The organism is Rhizobium sp. BR 314, from assembly GCF_047445805.1.
Lineage (GTDB): Bacteria > Pseudomonadota > Alphaproteobacteria > Rhizobiales > Rhizobiaceae > Rhizobium > Rhizobium lusitanum_B.
In genome coordinates this window covers 18,026-37,085 of sequence record NZ_JARWLA010000022.1, presented here as the reverse complement: position 1 = coordinate 37,085, position 19,060 = coordinate 18,026, and the positions used below count along the sequence as shown (strand labels likewise).

The 19,060-nt window shown below is 56.7% G+C and carries 15 protein-coding genes and 1 pseudogene; 6 read left to right on the top strand and 10 right to left on the bottom strand.

The window, feature by feature from the left end; all coding sequences use genetic code 11:
- Positions 1 to 273: 273 nt before the first annotated feature.
- The 3 genes from repA (QD461_RS23620) (at position 274) to repC (QD461_RS23610) (ending at position 3,998) form a co-directional block, all read left to right on the top strand.
- Positions 274 to 1,482, top strand: a complete 1,209-nt coding sequence (repA, locus tag QD461_RS23620) for a plasmid partitioning protein RepA (RefSeq protein WP_414089917.1) — start codon at positions 274 to 276, stop codon at positions 1,480 to 1,482.
- Between the two features lie 103 nt (positions 1,483 to 1,585).
- Positions 1,586 to 2,593 (top strand): plasmid partitioning protein RepB, encoded by a 1,008-nt coding sequence (repB, locus tag QD461_RS23615; RefSeq protein WP_414089916.1) that lies wholly within the window; start codon positions 1,586 to 1,588, stop codon positions 2,591 to 2,593.
- A 169-nt stretch (positions 2,594 to 2,762) separates the two neighbouring features.
- Complete coding sequence (gene repC, locus QD461_RS23610) at positions 2,763 to 3,998, top strand: plasmid replication protein RepC (RefSeq protein WP_414089915.1); 1,236 nt, start codon at positions 2,763 to 2,765, stop codon at positions 3,996 to 3,998.
- Positions 3,999 to 4,247: 249 nt separating this feature from the next.
- Here the strand turns inward: repC (QD461_RS23610) and QD461_RS23605 are convergent, their stop codons facing one another.
- Positions 4,248 to 4,772, bottom strand: a complete 525-nt coding sequence (locus QD461_RS23605) for an HIT family protein (RefSeq protein WP_414089914.1) — start codon at positions 4,770 to 4,772, stop codon at positions 4,248 to 4,250.
- A 445-nt stretch (positions 4,773 to 5,217) separates the two neighbouring features.
- Between QD461_RS23605 and QD461_RS23600 the strand changes: the two genes are divergently transcribed.
- The gene (locus tag QD461_RS23600) at positions 5,218 to 6,675 is read left to right on the top strand and encodes a sensor histidine kinase (RefSeq protein WP_414089913.1); all 1,458 of its coding nucleotides are present in this window, start codon (positions 5,218 to 5,220) and stop codon (positions 6,673 to 6,675) included.
- Positions 6,676 to 7,388: 713 nt separating this feature from the next.
- Positions 7,389 to 7,655, top strand: coding sequence for a hypothetical protein (locus tag QD461_RS23595; protein WP_414089912.1), 267 nt, complete (start codon positions 7,389 to 7,391; stop codon positions 7,653 to 7,655).
- A gap of 93 nt (positions 7,656 to 7,748) precedes the next feature.
- Here the strand turns inward: QD461_RS23595 and QD461_RS23590 are convergent, their stop codons facing one another.
- Positions 7,749 to 8,234 carry a YdeI/OmpD-associated family protein gene (locus tag QD461_RS23590; RefSeq protein ID WP_414089911.1) on the bottom strand — a complete coding sequence of 162 codons (486 nt, stop codon included), beginning with the start codon at positions 8,232 to 8,234 and terminating at the stop codon, positions 7,749 to 7,751.
- Positions 8,235 to 8,441: 207 nt separating this feature from the next.
- Positions 8,442 to 8,729, bottom strand: coding sequence for a hypothetical protein (locus tag QD461_RS23585; protein WP_414089910.1), 288 nt, complete (start codon positions 8,727 to 8,729; stop codon positions 8,442 to 8,444).
- A gap of 71 nt (positions 8,730 to 8,800) precedes the next feature.
- On the opposite strand from QD461_RS23585, the gene QD461_RS23580 reads away from it, so the two are divergent.
- Entirely contained in the window at positions 8,801 to 9,490 is a 690-nt protein-coding gene (locus tag QD461_RS23580; RefSeq protein WP_414089909.1) for a helix-turn-helix transcriptional regulator, read from the top strand.
- A gap of 682 nt (positions 9,491 to 10,172) precedes the next feature.
- Here the strand turns inward: QD461_RS23580 and QD461_RS23575 are convergent.
- From QD461_RS23575 to repA (QD461_RS23545), 7 genes and pseudogenes are all read right to left on the bottom strand, one after another.
- Positions 10,173 to 10,461, bottom strand: a pseudogene (locus QD461_RS23575) (IS21 family transposase); the annotation flags it as partial.
- 61 nt (positions 10,462 to 10,522) lie between these two features.
- The gene (locus QD461_RS23570) at positions 10,523 to 12,100 is read right to left on the bottom strand and encodes a transposase (protein WP_414089908.1); all 1,578 of its coding nucleotides are present in this window, start codon (positions 12,098 to 12,100) and stop codon (positions 10,523 to 10,525) included.
- Positions 12,101 to 12,928: 828 nt separating this feature from the next.
- Positions 12,929 to 13,477, bottom strand: a complete 549-nt coding sequence (locus QD461_RS23565) for a GNAT family N-acetyltransferase (RefSeq protein WP_414089907.1) — start codon at positions 13,475 to 13,477, stop codon at positions 12,929 to 12,931.
- Between the two features lie 375 nt (positions 13,478 to 13,852).
- A complete protein-coding gene (locus QD461_RS23560) occupies positions 13,853 to 14,566 on the bottom strand; it encodes an HAD family hydrolase (RefSeq protein WP_414089906.1) in 714 nt (237 codons plus the stop codon).
- 102 nt (positions 14,567 to 14,668) lie between these two features.
- Complete coding sequence (gene repC, locus QD461_RS23555) at positions 14,669 to 15,928, bottom strand: plasmid replication protein RepC (RefSeq protein WP_414089905.1); 1,260 nt, start codon at positions 15,926 to 15,928, stop codon at positions 14,669 to 14,671.
- 234 nt (positions 15,929 to 16,162) lie between these two features.
- On the bottom strand, positions 16,163 to 17,206 hold the full coding sequence (repB, locus tag QD461_RS23550) for a plasmid partitioning protein RepB (RefSeq protein WP_414089904.1): 1,044 nt from the start codon (positions 17,204 to 17,206) through the stop codon (positions 16,163 to 16,165).
- Positions 17,206 to 18,417 carry a plasmid partitioning protein RepA gene (gene repA, locus QD461_RS23545; protein WP_414089903.1) on the bottom strand — a complete coding sequence of 404 codons (1,212 nt, stop codon included), beginning with the start codon at positions 18,415 to 18,417 and terminating at the stop codon, positions 17,206 to 17,208. The genes repB (QD461_RS23550) and repA (QD461_RS23545) overlap by 1 nt, the downstream gene beginning before the upstream one ends.
- Positions 18,418 to 19,060 lie beyond the last annotated feature (643 nt).

Genomic DNA, 19,060 nt, shown 5'->3' with positions numbered 1-19,060 from the left:
GTAAACCTTGGCAGTCGAGATTCGGGATACGCCCCCAGGAGACGACCGATCTTGCCACCCACACCACACCTGACGCTTTGCCAAACCCGACTTCAGCTCTCCGATTGAGGGATGACAGAACCGTGGATGTGAAGAGAACATGGTTAGCGCCTCCCATACGGCTTAGCGCACCGTTAACCCTATTTTCCTTGCGACGAATCTAGAATCATGGCTTAGCTTGAGACGGAAAGAGCGCGTCTGACGCCGATAAACCGTCTGGAAACTGAGGCTACCTTGAACGTGATTGACGCAAACCTCAATCGAGCATCAACGTCCGCACACATTACCCAGCGTGCGGAAGCGCTCTCCGTGCGATTGCGCGCAGTCGGCGAGCGAGCCTTCCCTCCTGTGGCGCAGAAATCGCTTCGGTCATTCACGTCAGGAGAAGTCGCGGATATCGTCGGCGTATCGGACGGATATCTTCGCCAGCTCTCCCTGGACGGACTTGGCCCGTCGCCCGATCTCGGAAACGGTGGCCGGCGATCCTATACGCTCCAGCAGATCAATGAACTGCGCCAATATCTCGCCAGCGCTCGACCAAAAGAAGCGGTCCGATTCTGGCCTCGGCGTCGCGATGGCGAAAAACTGCAGATCATAACGGTCGCTAACTTCAAGGGCGGGTCGGCAAAGACGACGACCTCGGTCTACCTGGCGCAAGGCTTGGCTCTGCAAGGGTATCGGGTTCTGGCAATCGATCTCGATCCTCAGGCTTCACTTTCCGCCATGTTCGGTTACCAGCCCGAATTTGATGTTGCTGAAAACGCGACGCTCTACGGCGCGATCCGCTACGACGATGACCGCGTCGCGATGAAAGATGTCGTGCAGCCGACCTATTTTTCAGGCATCAGCATCGTTCCGGGAAACCTGGAGCTGATGGAGTTCGAACATCAGACACCGCGTTATATGTTGCAAAATAGGGGGCGCCCGGGTGATCTCTTCTTCAGACGCGTCGCCGGTGCCGTCGATCAGGTTGCCGATGATTTTGATGTCGTCGTCGTGGATTGCCCGCCGCAGCTCGGCTTCCTGACGATGGGCGCCCTGAATGCCGCAACGGGCATGATCGTCACCGTCCATCCGCAGATGGTAGATGTCGCCTCCATGAGTCAGTTCCTGTTGATGACATCCGACCTGGTGTCCGTCATTGAAGAGGCAGGTGGTCGGCTCGATTATGACTTTCTGCGGTTTCTCGTGACCCGGCATGATCCCCGCGATGTTCCAGAGCAGGAGATCGTCGCATTGCTGCGTGATGTTTTCTCAACCGATGTCATGGCTGCTGCAGCCTGGAAATCAACCGCGATCGCCAATGCCGGCTTGACCAAGCAGTCGCTCTACGAGCTTTCCCGAGGTGCGGTCGGCCGCTCGACCTATGACCGCGCGATGGAGTCAATCAGTGCCGTCAACCGCGAGGCCATTGGGCTTATCAACGGCGTATGGGGTAGGTAGCGATGATACATATCCAAGAAAATCAACGGCTTAATATGTTGTCTGCAGACAACATGCCCAAAGCAGCCGAGTTTCCCGGCAAGCCGGAGAAGGGATCCGAGCCATGAGCAAGCGCACACAATCGATCCGCTCTCTCTTTGCAGCCGGAGTGGAGGACACCCAGCAGAGCGAGAACCGTGGAGCCGTGCAGCGCGTAACCTCCGGAGCAGTCCGCTCGCTGCAGGACACCTTCTCGGAGGTCGAGCGCGAATACGAGGCTTTGAAGCAGAGCATCGGGGAGGGTGCTCTCCCCGTCGAATTGAATCCGCTCTTGATCGATCCGTCTCCCTTCAGCGATCGTTTTGCGGATCAGGATGCCACAGCGATCGAAGCCCTCAAGGCCTCTATGATTGAACACGGACAGCAAATGCCGATCCTGGTGCGGCCACATTCGACCGAGCCCGGACGATATCAGGTTGCCTATGGTCATCGCCGACTGCGCGCGGCCGCCGAGCTTGGCATAACTGTCAACGCATACATTCGTGAGCTGGATAATGATCGGCTTGCGGTCGCTCAAGGCATAGAGAATTCTGCACGCGAAGATCTAAGCTTCATCGAGCGTGCGGCATTCGCCCATAAGCTCGAGGCAGCCGGCTTCCAGCGTCCTCTGATCCAATCCGCCCTCTCCGTAGACAGGGCGGAAGTGTCAAAGCTAATCGCTGTTGTACAAGCCGTACCCGAATGGATCATCGTGGCAATCGGGCGCGCTCCGAAGGTCGGCCGCGGCCGATGGCTGGAACTGGCCGATTTGCTTAAGGCGGAACAATCCGAAGCAAAGCTTCGCAAGGCAACGACCGACAGGACCTTTGCCCATAAAGGATCCGACGATCGTTTCGCGGCTGTGATCCGTGCGCTGAAGACGTTGGACAAGGGCGCAAAGGCGGCAGCAGTCGCGCCGCTTGTCGCCAGAGCCACAACCGGCTCGCAGATCGCGAAACTGTCCCTATCCGCCAAGCACTGCAACATCCAGATCAGCCGGGAGCGTGATGAAGCGTTCGCGGCTTTTTTGATGAGCCAGCTTCCCGCCCTCTATGAGAGCTTCAGGAAAGATAAGTCGCTGCAGGAAGAATAGAAAAAGGAAAACTGAGCAAAAGAAAAAGGCCCCCTAAACGTCGCCGTCCTGGAAGCCTCTCTCATTGGTCTAAGCAGCCTGAGAATCGCATTTCCATGAATCGCAGTCAAGAGTCTTTGGCGCCGCTTTGGTGAGTGGATTTCTTTTGCCGATCAAAAGGTGAAAGACAATGCAGGATGGAAATGTGACGACGCCGTTCGGGCGGCGGCCGATGACGTTTGCTTCGCTTACACATCAAACAGCTGTAGGACGTGTCAAAACGGGAAGAGCCGTCGACAAATGGAAAGTGTTTCGCGACGCCTCAGAAGCGCGCGAACTCCTCGGCCTGCAAGACCGCACCCTGGCCGTGCTTCATGCCCTATTGAGCTTTCACCCGGAAAGCGAGCTGCGCCAAGGTGGGAAACTCATCGTTTTTCCGTCCAATGCGCTCCTGGTGCAGCGTGCACACGGTATCGCGGGAGCGACCTTGCGCCGCCATCTCGCGCTGCTTGTCGAAACAGGATTGATCATCCGCAAGGACAGCGCAAACGGCAAGCGCTATGCTCGCAGGGATAATGCAGGTGAAATAGGAACTGCGTTCGGCTTTGATCTTTCACCCCTCCTCTCGCGATCAGACGAACTGGCCTTACTGGCACAACAGGTCGCGAGTGATCGCGCAGCGTTTCGCCATGCCAAGGAAGATCTGACCATCTGCAGGCGGAACGTTCGAAAACTGATCTCGGCGGCGATCGGTGAGGGAGCCCCAGGAGAATGGGCTGGCTTTGAGGAGGCCTATGTCACCGTTCTCAGCCACATGACCCGTTCCCCCAGCCTGGACGAAATCCGAAAAATTCTGCGCGAACTGACCCTTCTCCAGGAAGAAATCCTCAAACGCTTGCAACAGTTGGATAATACAGAAAATCTGAGCACCAGTGATGCCCATAATGAGCACCACTTACAGGATTCAAAACCCGAATCTCCAAATGAATCTGAACACGCAGCTCGAAGCGAGATGGTCCGTCGGCCCGATCAGGCATCCTTGAGGCCTACGCTGCCACTCAAGGCATTCCCATTGGAGCTTGTGCTGCGAGCCTGCCCTCAGATCATCAGTTATGCTCCAGGGCAAGAGATCAGGCGCTGGCGCGAACTCGTGGAAGCCGGCATCATAGTGCGATCCATGCTCGGCATCACGACATCGACCTATCAATCTGCATGCGACACGATGGGCACGGAAAATGCGGCCACGATCGTTGCCTGCATTCTGGAACGAAGCGAGCAGATAAGCTCGCCCGGCGCCTATTTGCGCGACCTGACGACACGAACCAGGAGGGGTGAGTTTTCACTGGGACCAATGATCACGGCTTTGTTGCGACAGCGCGGCGGAGGATTGCCTTCTTCACCAGTCGCTCAACCTCGAACCTCGTGACGGTCCGGTGTCATTGAACTCTCGCTCTTTCCCGTCAGGTCGCGAGGCATGGCCAGGTTCCGTGGGGAGGGGAGGCTTAGCATGTTGTCAGCTGACAACATGCTAAGCCATTGGAAATGGTTATATCTGGATGCAGGTTGCGGGTCGGCGCGAGACCAGAGGGCAAGAAAGCCAAGGACTGGCCGCACATCGAAATCGGAAGGTCTTTTCAAGTTCATGGTAAGAAAGAACACCGTCCGTGCCCTCGCATCACCCGCCTGCCGACATCTTTTCGCGTAGAAGCGCAATGACGTCGGCAACGGAAGGACCGACAATTGGCGGTGGATCTGGCCGCTCGCAAAATTCGCGCCACACAAACAAGGTCATCTCCGCCCCGTCGGTTGCCGTCTCTCCCGGCCCGACTGCGAAATTGTCAAGAAGCCGATATCGGGCATCGCTCCAGAACAAATCCTCGACCCAGCCATATATCGGGATGAGGTGAAAATGGATCGGATATCCCGGTGTATGGCCATACCGGCCTATATACACACGCTCGCTGCCAAGGGTGGATTTCAGCAGCCTCTGAAGCTTGGCAAGAAGAGGGCCGAGTTCGCTGAGGGATTGGAGCGAAAGCTCGCTCAGATCGTTGGTGAACGTCGTCGAACTGATCATGAGATAGCCGGGCAGGGCCGAGTTGATGCGGTGGTTCACCGACCACCCGTCAGTCTCGGCGATCTGGAACTGCTCGGGGATGCGATAAACCGTGGCCATGGCCGAAACTATCAGCCCAGGCATCAGAGGCAATGGCCTGCGGATACCGATTTCAAGGATTCGATCATGTCGTTGGACTCGTCGAGGCAATGCCGCCTCCACGCGCTCGATGAGCCGGCAAGCCGGAAGAGATCGGATGCTGCGCGGCGAGATATCGCACACTTGCTACCTTTGGCTGGGGAAGGGTGACCGCCTGGAATTGCTTTTCTTCACCATGATCTGGGGCCAGTGTCGACTTGCCCCTCAATGTTCTTGAGGTTCCTTGGAGATCTTTTGATCTCCATCAGTCTAGGCGAGCAAATATCCTATGTCCGTCCCGAGACAGCATTCCACAAATCGCCCTTCCGGGTGGAGTTCATTGAGTGCCCTCGTAACATTGCGGTAATGTGGCAACCGCAGACTGGCGCCGGCAAAACGATTTGGAGGTCGTCATCAAGAGCGTGCGCGACACCTATGGACAGGCCCTGAAATGACAAATGCACGTCGCTCGATCGCCTTCCCTGTCGCCGCTTTGCTGGTCGTCTGCATGGCGACCGTGATGCTGTTGGGAACGGTGCTCACGCTCATTGTTATTTTGAGCATAGGTGGAGAAGACCGCCTACAGATCAATACGAGCGAACTTGCTCGCACGCTGACTGCCGCCGTCACTTATGATGCGGATGGCCATCTTACGCTCGACCGGCTGCCGCTCACCCGGAACCTCGTCAAGTTGGCTGAGGCCCAACCGGCATATTGGTATGTGATCGAAGACGGTCGACAGGTGCTCACGCGAGGCAGCCAACCCGCGGAAGCCAGGCGTGTGTTCGAGCAGACCCCGCGCGAAGTGCAATATTCGGAGTTTCGCTACCGGCAAGACAATCGCGACATGTTGGGCATCAGGTCGATCAGCAAGGATGGCGGTTTGAAGATCGTTACTGTCGGCGGGATCGTGCTCTCAAATTGGGAAACCGTCCTTGTCGCGCTTGTACCAGGTCCCCCTGCAGGACTGGTCACTCTGCTCAGCCTCATTCTGGTCGCCACCACATCGATCGCGATCGTGATTGTCCGGGGAACGATCGCAAGTCCAGTGCAGCGCGTTGTACGGTCCGCGGCGCAGATCGACGGGCTGCCCAATGGTCGCCGCATATCAGATGCCGATACACCAAGTGAGCTGAAGCCGATGGTGGCAGCCTTCAACACAGCGCTGATGCGTATCGACGCCGCCTTCACGGCGCAACGCAGCTTCCTCGCCAACGCCGCGCATGAATTACGCACCCCACTGACCAAGATGCGCCTGAAGGTGGAACAAGTGCCGCACGGCGAGTTGCGAGACGGGCTGATCCACGACACCACGCGTCTCGGCTCTATCGTCACCACCTTGCTGCAATTGGCGCGCCTTTCCGGTCAGTCACTCACTTTTGCCGAGATTGATCTTGCAGCGCTCGCCAGAATCGTTGCTTCCGATCAGGTGCCGATTGCCCTGAAGCAAGACATCGAGATTGAACTGAGAGCCCCAGTGGGGCCGGTACCGATCTCCGGATCGGAGGCTGCGATCCGGGTTGCGCTCGAAAACCTGATTCTCAATGCCGTGCGGCACGCTAATGGCACGAAACTCATCGTCGTGGAGGTATTGCCGTCAGCCGAAATCCGCGTGATTGACCATGGGGCAGGTATCCCAGCCGACGAGCGCGGGAACGTGTTGCAACCATTTGTCCGCGGCAAGCGCAGCATGGGGGAGGGCACGGGACTAGGGCTTGCCATCGTCGGCCAGATCATGGATGCGCATGGCGGCGCCGTCTCGCTTGCGGAGACGAATGGGGGAGGGCTGACTGTGCGCCTGTTGTTCCCGGCCGCCGCTCCCAACGCTCCAGCCTCCACTGTCTCAAACAACTCGAGGCGTGAAAACCCACGCGGTACCGCAACCTTGGAAAAAACGGGCAGCTCTTAACGTCTTGGGCTCGAAGTGCGAGAAGTGGCAGCACCATCTGACGATGGATCAAAGAAATGGGACACCGGCTGATAGAGCCGGATAAGGTTCATCAAGTCACCAAAGGCCCGATGAGCCGGGGTGGGTGGATCGATCGTGGCATAATGTCCGCGCTGACGGAGACACGTAAGAAAGTTCGGCCTGCCTCCCGCTGACAACGTTGATCCAGGGTAGGTCTCGCATCCTCCTCCCGACTATGATAGAAAATCGAGACGGGTCGAATCGCTGATCCATGTTGCGTCTATACCGGTCCCCTTCCTCTCAATGGGCCCCGACATGGCAATATCAGACCTCTCATAATTCTTTGAAATGACCGAAGAAATATCCCTTACGGAACAAACAAAGCCCTTAGTTTCCGCCATCGGTACGACATTTTTGGCGCCAGAACCAGCGGCAGGCGATCAACAGACCCTATGGTTTCGGAGATGAACATTCCTCCGCCTCTGTCGGCTGTTTCCATGCTCTAAGTCGGTTAAAACCCATCCTCTGACGCGGCCCCCTGGTCGAAGAAGAATGCACCCCCGGATCACCGAGCTCCCAAGATAGTGTCTAAGGCGCAAGGAAAGCTTGATCTCAACAAGCTGATCTCGTCTGCGCAAATCTGGTTTCCAGCCATCCAGCAACCTCGCTCCCGGCGTGGGACAATGTCGTGAAGGTCTTCAATCGCCAAGGCCATGACTAGACGGTGGAAAGGCTGTGTTGAGCAGCGCGTCACATGGTCGGCGAAAGGCTGGACGAAGCTGATTATAGCCCGCCAGGCCACAACAGGTCAGCTGATGCAGCTCGCAGCGGCGATTGCCGTTGCCGATCTTGGCCTGTCGTTGCGCGGCATTGCCACCCAACTGGATCAGACGGGAGAGCGACCCGCGCGCGGTTGGAAACGCGACACTTGGAATGTGTTTTCCGGTGAAAGAGCGCTGTCGGTCCACCGGCCATTCTAGGATTGATCTGAGCATGCCTGAAGTGGGTGGGGCGCTGACGGGCTGCTTCTGTATGGATGGAGATTGTGGCGAACACCACCCATCGTCATATCCCTACCGCCAGCGTCCTGAACGCTGCGCCTCGAGCACTTTGGCGAGGCCAGCCGGCGGCATGCCACCTGTGGCTATCAACTGCTCTGCGATGCTTATATTCCGAACCGACCAGTTTGAGTTGGGACGGCGCGGTGTGATCCGCTGAATGTAGGATTGCTCGTCGAGACCCTTCTTATGCCCATCGATCCAGCCCCAGGTGAGGCACGCAATGACGCAGCCGTTCCAGTCTATTGACGACACTCCGCTTCCCTTTTTGTAGATCCGCACCTGGATTTCGGCAGCTGTGCCGTGATTTGCCTCCAACCATCGGTCGATCTCGAAACGATCTGCAAAAGCCAGATATCCACCCATGGTACCATGCTCCTGATAGGCGTGACCGGAGATATACCCGGCGGGTTTGACAAGTGCTGTGCCGACCGCATGACCATTGCCTCGCAGCATAGCGAAAGCGGAACGCGTCCCGTCGGCCGCAAATTGCCGCTCCATCTTTTTGTCAGCGCATGATTTTTTGCGTAAAAGGCGGCTCGCGCTTTTCTGATTAGTGCTGTTAGGCCAGACGTCTCATGCCGGCCAGGCAGGAACATCGAGCACCCAGGTTACACCGAAGCGGTCTTTGAGCATGCCATAGAGCTTAGCCCAACCCGACGCCCCGAGCGGCTGGATGATCGTCGCCTCTTGGCTTAGCCGCGCCCACTAGGCGGAGATCTCGTCTGTGTCTTGGCTACGTACGGAAACAAAGTAAGGGATCTCCCCGGCGTTCCAAGCCATGCCGGGGGGGACGTCATGAGCCATCACCGCAAAACCGTCTTCTGATACGACCTGACCCCAGCCGACGAGATCCACCTCGTCCGGATTGATCGTGCCGTAGGCCTGAGCGTGGCTGATTATGTCGATCTTGCCTCCGAATACGCCCTGATAGAATGAAAGCGCCTCGCGGGCGTTACCGCGAAAATTGATATGCGTGACTGTGTTGATTGCCATCTGTCCGTCCTTGTGAGAGCCAATGGCAAAGGTATAGTAGATGCCAACTGACACTTTCCGGCAGTTGAAGAGTGGCCCGATCCGATCGCCTGTTCCGCCTTCTCCAGTTGATGCGGCAGATGCCGCCACCCATAACGGCTGCGCGGCTCGCCGAGGAGATGGAGGTGTCACTGCGCTCACTATATCGCGATATCGACAGCCTGCACGCGGCCGGTGCCCGCATCGACGGTGAGCGCGGCTACGGATATCGGCTGATCGAGGACTACGCGCTTCCGCCCCAGACCTTTACGCGCAGCGAGATCGAAGTCATCGCGCTTGGCCTGGGAGAGGTCAGAGCAATGGGCGACCGATCCATGACGGCAACAGCAGAAGCGGTGCAGGCGAAGGTCGCCGCGACGCTACCCGATGGGCGTGAGCAGCAATTGCTTCATGCCGTCTCGCATGTCTTCAAGCCTCATCGACGAATGAACGTGCCAGCGATTGTCGGTGTCGTACGTCGGGCTTGTTGGGATGAATACGCGCTAGACATCGTCTACACGGATCGGAATGCCGAGAACAGTGAACGCACTATTTTACCCCTGGCCGTGGTCTATACAGACTACGCGCTCACCGCGTTGGCATGGTGTCAGGTTCGAGAGGATTTTCGCATGTTCAGGCTCGACAGGATCCAACGAGCCGAAAGGACGGGACACAGCTTTCGGCCCCGAAGAGTGCCATTGCTCAGGACCTATATCAGCCTACTAAGTGCGCAGGCGCGATGACGGAATGTTTCGTGCGGCTGACCGCTCGTTGGCCACTTCAATTTCGGTTTGGCTGTCTGCAATAGGGAAACACGACGTGAACCGACGCGTGGAAGCATGTCTCCTGTTTGCGCTCTCTGGCCAACCAAGGCGATTTCGGTGGACCTGGAAAGCAGGAAGCATCACCATTGCAGTGATGTTGGTTACGCTCGATCAAACAGATCGGGAAGAACGGTGTGCACGGGCAACAAGGGGTCCATAGGCCGCTGTAAGCACCGGCTTTCCGGCTTTCTCACGAGCTTCCTCCCCTTGGCACTCGATGCTTGCTGCAACCTCTCTAGCCCACAATGACGATGGGTCCCGTTCGTCCATTTGATGGAGAAGAGAGATCATCGCGCCAAACAAAGTAACAGTTGTTACTCTTTCTATGCCGATCGAAACTCCGAGCGCCCCACTCCTCTCTGGTCTGCAATACCTAAACAAGCAGCCGAGAGGGGTAACAATTGTTACTATTTCCAGCTCGTGTTGCTGGACATGTCCTGGCCACCCAGCCGAGGCGACCGCCATCACGCCACGTTGGGAACCTCCAGGGACGGCGCTCCGGGTGTGGACAGCCAGAGGCAGATCGTAGCCACGCCGACTATCTTCGCAATGAGATCGTGCGGTGATTTGGCGTGATTGCAATCTCGACCGGTAACCCAACCCCATCATCCAGAGTACGGTTTTCAGCTGCAAGGCCGCCCGACCCTGCACAAGACGGCGACCTGGCTGGCTGCTTTGCGCAGTTGCGGATGAGTGGTGCGCCTGTGCCGCTGTCCTGTAGATACCGCCGAACTGTGTTGCGCGCGCAGCGGCACTCTTTCGACAGGCGTTTGGGGCCCCAGCCAAGATCATGCAGCCGCAACATCGCTACCACCTCATCAGCCTGAAGCATATCCTCGCCCCCGCATCGTTCGCGATAATGCTGGATGCGCCAAAATCACAGTCGCCATCGATCTCTCCTCGTTTGACCGAAGGGGCAGTTCTTCGTTTCGTTAGGGGGTGCGCATTGCCTCATGGGCTGGTGTTACCGACCGCGGCGAACGTATCTGCATCACCTGCCGCCGCGGTGGCAGGTGATGCAGGTACGTTCCTGAACCAGCCACTATCGACGATGAACAAGCCAGCCATTTCCATTCGCCAGGTCTTTACCAGCAGTTGCACCATTCGGAGATTCTTTGCTTCGAAGCGGGTCGGTTCGATATCGATCAAGCGGTGCAGCACATTAGTTGCCGAAAGAGCTGGTTCGTCCTTCAGCCATTCTTTGATCTGCGCTTCGAAAGGCTCGTACATACTAGGTCTTTTGGGCAGGGGTTTGGTCCGTCGATACGGTCGCCGATGCGTTGGTCTTGTCTCGCCATTTTTCCAGGCCACCTTTAGATTTGCGGCAAAGCGCCGGAAATCAACGACAACGGGCTCCTCAAGTGTCTGACTAATGCCACGACGGTCAACTCGTTTTCCAAGCTCTTCTTGTGCAGCGCGCAGGCCTGCAAACAATAGAACGGGGTCAGCCGTCACTAGCAATGCACGCAAACGATCCTTGTCGGCCTCCGTCACAGCAGGATGCGCGAGGACTCGCGCTACGGGCGGAACGGGCGGGTGATAGCGTTTGATCACGCGCGCCCCGATCCGCGTCTTCTCCCGCAGCTTAAATGACGGCTGAAACAGGTTGCCGTGAAGCCGGACTACCGCATAGAGTTGACGAAGGGCGATCGTTGCTTCGGTACCGACAAACCGACCATAGCCCACTAGACGACGCACGATGGCGCCGTTCTTTTGCTCAACATGCGCTTGATCGTTCTTACGATAGGCGCGAGAGCGCGTTACTTCCAAATTCTCGCTACGACACCAGGAGACGACGAATTCGTTCATGAAGGCACTGTCGTTGTCGAAGTCGACGCCCAGTAACGGGAAGGGAAACTGCGAACGGGCCTGCTTGATCGCCACGATCACATTGCCGCTGTCACGTGTGCGGACCGGAACGCATTCGGTCCAGCCCGTAGATATATCGGTCAGCACCATTGTCTGCGCAAAGCTTCCCGACGAAGACGTGCCTGAATGCGCTACAAAGTCGACTTCGACAAAGCCAGGCAGAGGATCGTTCCAATCGCCGAAGGTGCGCACCGGAACCGATCGGCGGACCGCCGAACTCATACCAGCACGACGACGCTGACCACCGCGCGCAACGACACGGACTTCCGCCAAAAGCCGATCCATCGTTGCAGGGCTTACCGTCGTCAGTTTGTCGCGTAGCTCCGCGTCAAGCTCTAGTCGGCCATGGCGTTCAAGCGCAGGCAACAAGACAGGTATCAGCGGCTTCAGCCGCTTAGAACACAGGCGTTCTGATACTTCCCACAATAAAATGAGCGCGTCTCGAACATCGCTGCCATAACGGAGGGTCGTATTCTTGTGCCCGCGTGAAGGCTGCTTGCGCCGAGCTAGCACTCGGATCGCATGCTTGCGATGATGGCCGGTTACCGCAACAAATTCGTCGAGAATCCTCTGCTTATCAGCACGACTGCCCGATCGATATCGTTCGATGATTGCCTCAACAAGTTCCGTCCGTGTCGCCATGCTGATCCGCCGTGCCATCCGCCCCCCGAGCCGGGACAGCAAATCAGCAGCGCCCCGTCGGGAGCATCAACCCTATCGGTAACATTTTGCTTGAGGCAATGCGGGGGTCAAATCATCACTTCGCTTGACAAACCGGCGGAAGTTGAACGTTGTCTCCGGTGATCGGCGTCTCCAACTATATGTACGGTGATGAAAGCTAAGAGTGTCATTCCAACCACAGCTGAAATTGCTGACGCGCCGGGTGCTTCGATCGCACCACAATGACCGTGAAAGGAACGATGAAGCCCATTTTAACCGGCAATCTCCGGGAGCTCCGAAACACGCAGTTACGGCACCCCTTCCCGTCTCCACCCTTCGATGACAGCGCTTGTCCGGCTCAGCTCAAAGCCGAGCCACATGCATCTCGAAATCGCCGTGCGTAACTGCAGCGGCCACCCTTTTCTCATAGATTCCTCCGAACGGCTTAAGCAGATCCGCTGATCCTGCGCCCTTCAAGCTTGAGAGTCATTTGCGATGAAACTCACGGAAATCTACTTAGAATTGCATTCATTCACAACACAATCCGAAAACTTCGTCCACACACAGGCCCGTACAGCGACATCTTGCGACCGGGATAACCAATGGCACCGCAGAGCTATAAAATCGCATCCTTGGGCATCTATGTCGGAAATTACAACCCACCATACACGATACGCATTAACAACCATTATCACGCGTAATCGGGATCTTCCGTTCCACCAACACCAAGCAGGCTCGCGGTTGCGGTCTCATTGCCCAGTAAAGGAGCTACTGCCTGCATTACCCGCCGTCATCGTCGATGCTGCTAGGAGGGCGCCCCCTTCGAGGTCAGCGAACCCGTGAATACAGGAAAGCATCTCTCGGTTCGCTCGAGACATTTGGATGTTGAAGATATCGCCGAAGCAGAGCATCCAGCGTCATGCCCGCATTCCGCATGACCCTTGCCGAGGCGACATTGTCGATATCGCATGCTGCCTCGGTCCGATATATCTGCCGATGGGAAAACGCGTGCCTGATAGCCCAGCGCGCTACTTCGCTCGCAACGCCCCGTCCCCAATGATCCTTGCGAACCAGCCAGCCATAAGAGACTTTCGATCCGGAGACCCGCGCGTGTATGCTCCCTATCAGCTCACTGCGCGCATCCCGAGGACAGATCACCGCCGGAAAACTAGAGGTGCCATCCCAATCGCTATGGAACCGTGTTGTGACCTCCTTTGTTTCCGCCACGTTTACATGTGGACGCCAGGTGAGATATTTCGTCACGTCAGGATCCGTCGCCCACCCGGCAAAAATGGCTGCAGCGTCGTAAGGCCGAATTCGCCTTACGACAAAGCGCTCCGTGGTGAATTCCTCCGGAGGTCGATATGTTGCGTTCATTCCTCACCTCTTCACCACAGAGTAGCGTCTTCGCTGCCATCAGCAATGTCTCGCTTTGCAACTCCGCCTGCCTCGCGTCGCAAGTCGCTTGGCAAAGGGACATGTCATCCGCGCATTTCAGGACCGCCTTTCAATAGTTAGCCAGCAAAGTTGTCCACCAATGGCCCAAGGCCAAGACCTTTGGCCTGATATGCGTTCACCTGTCAATCAATCGGACGGTCGGGTCCTCTCGTCTCTTTCCTAACTAGATTGTCCGGCGCTATTCGAGGACGAGACCCGGCTGATGACGCATGACCAGATCTGCCCGACCAATCATACTCGAGCCTGATCGAAAATCCGGCGCTGCGTGAGCAGCCATGGAATGAAAGCGCTTACTTAGCCAAGCGCTTCGCGAGGTTGCATTCCGCTGACCAATTCGCAACAAGCATCTGTCAAATCCCCAAACTGATCAAGCAGGACATCGGGAGCGAGCACCGATACCGGGGTTTCGCTGTAACCGAAGCTGACCAGAATTAGTGGTACGTCAGCCGAACGCGCGCTCCGGGCATCAGGTTCGGCATCCCCGATCATGATGCTACGCTTGATATCGCCACTCACAGCCGCAACCGCTTCAACCAGATGAGCCGCATCGGGCTTGCTCGCTGAAACGGCATCGACACCCACGACGCCATCGAACAAAGCGACCATCTCTAGTTCGGACAACAGGCGGCGCGCAAGATGAGTTGGCTTATTTGTGCACACCACTAACTTGGTGCCGGCGGCTCTCAGCTCCTTCAAGGCTGCGACTGCGCCCGGAAAAGGCAGGCTCTCGTCAGCGATATGGGTTTCATAGTAACGGGTGAAGCGCTCAAACAAGGTCGCTGTCCGAGCAACGGGATCCTCTACGCCCGAAGCGACAAGGCCCGATTGAAGCAACCAGCGGGCGCCGCGACTAACGAAAGCCCGGTTTTTGGCGTAGTCCAACGGCGCAAGGTTTTCACCGATCAAAACGGCATTGACCGCCCCAATGATATCTAGCGCGGTGTCTACCAGTGTTCCGTCGAGGTCAAACGCTATGGTCGTTCCGTCAAGGACAGTGAGGTCGGCCACAATCAGGTTCTCCTTTCGAGGCGCCGCTCCATTCAGTTGATGCCTGAGAGGTCTGCAGAGCTGGTCTATTGCTATCGTAACAACTGTTACTTCCTGCTTTCCTTATTTTCCTTTGCCCCCGTCAGCTAGTCCGAAGAGAGTACGCTCGAGATTGAGCCTCCGGTCCGTGGCCCGATCGACCATCGCCCGGAAGTATCCACCAGGCTTCGAGATCAGCTCGGGATCACGGATGTATTTCTCCAGCACGGTCGCCAGAATTGCGCTTGCCGTATAAATGCCAACCCTGGCGCGGCCGTCAGCCCAGCTAGCTTCCGAAAGTCCAACGACCCGCCTCAGAGCCTCACCAGATCTTGCCAGAGACGACCAAGAAGTGAACTCCATCCCAAGCAGGGCCTGCGCTTCGCGGCAAGCTGCCTGAATGAGGCCGATTGAGACGGAACCGAGGACTTCTACTTGCACGGAATTACCAACATCTACTCGAACCGATGAAGCGGGTGTTTGCTCTTGGGCGTCGATTTCCCCGACATCATTTTCGAAAGCCATCTCGGCAGCTTTGCTGCCTTCATAATCCATGTCTCGTTCCTCAGAGCGAGTTCCCGATGGTCTACTATCAGATAAAGATTCTTGGGTTCTATTTATATAAGGCCTGTCATCAGTGTCACCCTCGCCTGACATATTAAGCTCTTCAGCTGATGAGCTGATCTCGTCGAGGACGCAACGATGTAGCGTTCTGAACATCTCTGCTCGCTCTTCAATCGTGACATCCGCGCAGTTGATCGAGCTCACGCATAGACGTAGATCTGCCTGCTTTTCCGGGAAGGCTCGGGCGATGTCTTCGAGCGCTCGTGCCAGTCTCTTTATGTCCCTCTTGGCGGCAAGCTCTCGATTCAACTTGGCGTGATACTGTTCAACGACAAGCCTGAGCTCTGAAGCCCTTACGCGCGCCGGGGTAAAATCTATTCCATAGCCGGCGTTGATTTCGCCATTGTCGCCACGGTAGATGAAGCGACGCCCGGTCGAGCTGTCTCGATAGGCTGCTATTCCGGCCTCGACCAATCTGCGTATGCAGCGGATGACTGTCCGCTCGGAGCGCATTGTAAACTCGGCAAGCTTCGCATTGGATATGGCGACGATCGGGCGGCCTGTGCCTTTCCAATCATCGGCTCGTGAGAGGCCTAGCAGAATATCCAGGACATGATAGGTCGTTCCGTCGATACCGAGGACGGGAGCCGCCTTCTTCAAGAGAAGCGCAATTTCAGCTTTTGCTATATCAGGGACATCATTGGCCATCGCGAGGCGCGCGCTGGCGACGATCCCTGGTGTCACGCGTCTGAAAGACGCGACAGGTGCCGTTTCGGTCATAGCTTTCCTGCTGCAGCCGAAAATGACCGCAGTCCCACATATCGTTTGTGAGGAAGCCAGCAGAGAACTGGGCACAAAAAAGCATCCCTGCGCTGACAGAGGCTTGATTATGTGCCGTGACCGTCCTAGAATCAGATTGCTAAACGCTGATGCTTACGGTTCGTCTTCGTTCCGTTGGCTAATGGACCAAGGGTCTGCCGATTGCCGTCGGCGGGCCCTTCTTCATTTCTCCGGCTATTCCATCTTGGAATCCTCTCCCCGCTCAGCCTGAAATTCTTCCAACAAATCCGGCAATCGCTTCAGCAGCCATGTCGAGAGGCCGGGAATGCGGTTGTTCGGGATCGATATGTTCGTCTTCGTGTCCGTTTGGGTCGCGGTAATCACCATGCCGGCGATACGCAGCTCGGTGATTACGGCTGTCTGCTTTTCGCGCTCACCCAATGCCCCGAAGATAAGGGCGAACCGCTGGTCGCTATCACTCTGCGCCCAGTCCGGAGCCTGAACGACGCGCTCAATCGCTTTCGCCTGAGCGCCGGACAGCACCCTATTCTCGATCAGCGAACCCAGCTTTTCCCATTTCGGCCGTCCCGTCGAAGGGGCAGCACCGATAAGACGAACCAGATCCTCCGGTAGCAGGGAAGCGATGTTGGTGAGGATCGAGATATAGGCGAGCCTCTTGCCCTCGTTACGACCAAGGGCCTCTGAAATCGTCTCTCTGGAGAAGCCCTTCTCCTTCAATGCGAGCGCAAAGATCGCCTGCTCGATGAATGAGAGGTTGAGGCGCTCCGAGTTTTCAATGCCTTGGGAGACGACCAGTTCCTCGTCCGAAAGCTCGCGGACGATGGCTTTTACCGGACGTTTGAGTATCTGGCAGGCTCGCAGTCTTCTATGGCCATAGGCAGCCTGATAGTGACCAGGTTTGCTCGGCAGCGGCCTTACGAGAATGGGAAGTTTCTGGCCTGCCTCGCGAATTCCTTCGACAAAGGCCTGGAAATTGCGATCGCCTTCGATATCGAGCCGATCGTTGACAAAAGACGGGACCACACGGCTCGGATCGAGCTCAATAATGGTTTCAGACGAGAGGAGTTGATCGTGAAGCCGCTTATTCTCTTCTTCGATCGAGACGAATGCGCGGTCCATTGACTTGACGGCCCCTGCACCCACCCGCCGCTTGTCGGCGTCAGGCTGCGGAGGAGGGGACTGCCTACCAAGAGCTTCCGGATCCACGTTCCCGAAGAGGCTCTTGATACGCTGGTTTCGTTCGCGCGGATTCGCCATTATCTCCCCCACACCTGCTTGATGTGATTTAAGATCTCGTGATTGACCGCATCAACGGAATCAAGGGCGCGATTGAGTGTGTCACGCCCGACGCTGCCGCGTGACATCTCATAGAGACTTTTCTTTTCGAGACCGGCGCTTGCGATAGCGGTGGTTTCAACGACGGCGGGTGCGAGGACATCATCCTTAAACAGCGATCGCAGCAGCGTGACGATGTTGACCTGGGGGCCGTCATTGGGATTATGACGCGTAATCACGTAGCGAATGAAATCATGGCTGAGAACCCCGCCGCGCTCCTCGATGACCCGCATCAAGTCGCTCATCATGGCCAGAAACTGGTTCATGCTTGCGACGTCAATCATCGCCGGATGGATCGTAATCATCAGTGCAGTGGCGGCGCAAAGCGCGCCGAGCGTCAGATAGCCAAGCTGCGGCGGCGCGTCGATCAAGACGACATCATAATCTGCCTCGACCTCGCCGATCACAGTCGCAAGCCGTCTGAAGAAAATCTCGTTGCCGCGGCCATATCCCTCGGCAATCGCCTGCGGCGTCTCGTGCTCATATTCCATGAGTTCGAGATTCGCTGGGACGAGATCTATTCCATCGAAATAGGTCTGGCGAATGACCTCGCGAATGGGGCGGCGCGCCTCATCATAACGAATGGCGGCGTAGATTGTCTCGTTCTCGTCGACGTCGAATTCTGGCTGATAACCGAACATGGCCGAGAGCGAGGCTTGCGGATCGAGATCGATGGCAAGAACCCGCAATCCGTGGATCGCGAGATAGTGCGCCAGATGCACCGTCGTGGTCGTCTTGGCCGAGCCACCTTTGAAATTGGCAACGGCAATAACCTGCAGCTTGTCGCCAGGGCGTCGGCGAGGCAGGAACTCCAAAGCCTCTGCCGGTCGCTTGTGCGCGAGATGCTCCCGCAACTGATTGATCTGCGAAAGTGTATAGATGCGCCGGCCATTATCCTGCCGATCAGGAATGGCACTTTCGCCATCGAGCGACATCTGCCTCAAAGTGGACTCGGCGATGCCGAGCAGCGTCGCGACTTCGCGAGAGGTGTAGGTTTTCAACGTTTTGGCGGATTCGGGCTCGTAAAGACGCTCGCGAATCGACTGCAGCTGCGCAGACAGCAATTGCGACTGCCTGCTGATCTTGTCGGCGGAGGATTCCACCATGTCGGTCGATTGTAGCTTCGCGTTCATTTTTCCTCACGACGGTTTTTTTTCGATCGTCGCCAAATTTCCGTCGCCTCACAGTTAACTGATTCCGGGCTTGGGTCAAATCATAGGTGATAAACAAAGGCTTAAGGGGAGGCGATTGCGCGACGCAAGAGCACGTTTCAAGACATATACCCATTATATTTCAATGTGTTACAGAAATCATTAGCCGGAATCTACTATTGGGCCGTCTCCTGTGAATCAAACGGCTATTGGCTGCGACCTGAGGCTGTTGGAGGGGCTTTGAGTTGCGACTCACTCATGAAAGCCCGACTCACACGTAGCAGCCCGCCTCGATTTCGCAGCCCGGATTGCTGTTGAAACGTCCCTGGCATTGCCACGTCAACTCCTGGCCGTCGCCCGGCGTTGAGGGCCATCTTCCGTCCTATTGCCCATCATTAACGCCGCAATAATGCATTGGCATGTCACGACACCGACCTTGATCGGCGTGACCAGGGACTGGAACTGGGCAGTGCGCCTTGCGCCTTGGGCTGTGGGCAAGCCATGAGGGTGCGGCGAAATGCTTATGAAAAATTATTCGAATGAAACGCAAAAATCAGGATTCGTTTAGCCTGCGTCCTCGCGAAGAGATTGCTACATGCTTCAACTATAGCCGAGCCGTATCGGG